The 1,480-nt window shown below is 73.7% G+C and carries 1 protein-coding gene; it reads left to right on the forward strand.

Translation table 11 applies throughout. From position 1 onward, the window contains the following. Nucleotides 1-1,480 (forward strand): type I polyketide synthase (locus tag ON30_RS27940; protein ID WP_040711970.1); only part of this gene is annotated, 1,480 nt, incomplete at both ends.

A 1,480-nucleotide genomic window follows, 5' to 3' on the forward strand; every position in this document is an offset into this window, starting at 1 on the left:
GGTCGACCCCGCCGCCATGGGCGCGGGCCGGACCAGGTCGCCGTACCGGGTGCAGTGGCGGCCGATCGACGCCGCGGCTGCTTCCCGGACGACCGCCGGCGAACTCACCTGGTCGTGGCTCTCGGAAGATCTGCCGGAAGATCTGCCGGAGGTGGCGGTTCTGCCACATCGGACGACGGCGGGACCGGATCTGCTCGCCACCACCCATGCCGACACCGAGCGACTCCTGTCGGCGGTCCAACGCTGGCTGACCGACGAGCGGACCGCGCACACGTCGCTGGTGGTGCTCACCGGCGGCGCGATCGCGGTCGGCGCCCAGGACGCGCCCGTCGACCTGGCCGCCGCACCGGCCTGGGGCCTGGTGCGTACGGCGCAGACCGAACATCCGGGCCGCATCGTCGTCGTGGACGCCGAGTGGCGTGAGCCCTCCCAGGTGGACCCGGATCTGCTGCGCGCGGCCATCGGTTCCGGTGAACCGCAGATCGCGGTGCGCTCGGGTGCTCTGCTGGTCCCCCGAGTGGTCGCGGCGACCGTACGCGGCGGCGGGCGGGTCGCGTTCGATCCCGACGGCACGGTGCTGATCACGGGTGGCACCGGATCGGTGGGCGGAGTGCTCGCGCGTCACCTCGTGGCCGAGCACGGTGTGCGGCATCTCGTGCTGACCAGTCGCCGGGGCGTCGCGGCGCCGGGCGCCGCCGAACTGCTGGCCGAACTGACCGGACTGGGGGCCGAGGTCACCGTCACGACGTGCGACGCCGCCGATCGGGAGGCGCTGTCGGCCACCTTGGCCGCGATCGCGGCGGACCGGCCGCTGAAGGCGGTCGTGCACGCCGCCGGTGTGCTCGAGGATCACACCCTGGTCAATCTCACACCCGCGCACCTGCGTTCGGTGTTGCGGCCCAAGGTCGACGCCGCCTGGCACCTGCACGAACTGACAGCGGGGCACGATCTGGACGCCTTCGTCCTGGTGTCGTCGATCGCCGGTCTGCTCGGTGCGGCGGGGCAGGCGAACTACGCCGCCGCCAACACCTTCCTGGACGCGCTCGCCGCGCATCGGCGCGCGGCCGGATTGCCCGCCACCGCGCTGGCCTCCGGATATTGGCGCGACAGCACCGGGATGACGGCCCATCTGGACGATGTCGACCGGGCCCGGCTCGAACGGGCGGGCATCGCGCCGATGTCGACCGAAGCCGGTCTGGCGCTGGTCGATACCGCGTTGGCCCTGCCGGACGCCTTGTTGATCCCCGCCGCGATCGACGTGACCGCCGTTCGCGGGGACGTGCCCGCGCTGCTGCGCGGGGCGGCGGGACCACGGCTGCGGCGCAGCGCCGCTCGCGAGGCGGCGCCGCGCCCGGTACTGGCCGGGGTCGCGCCTGCCGAGCGCGAGCGAGTGGTGCGGGAATTGGTGCGTGACGCCGTCGCCACCGTGCTCGGCCACACCGAGTCCGCCGCGATCGATCCCGGACAGCCGTTCAGCACG

It is taken from the genome of Nocardia takedensis NBRC 100417 (assembly GCF_000308695.1).
GTDB lineage: Bacteria > Actinomycetota > Actinomycetes > Mycobacteriales > Mycobacteriaceae > Nocardia > Nocardia takedensis.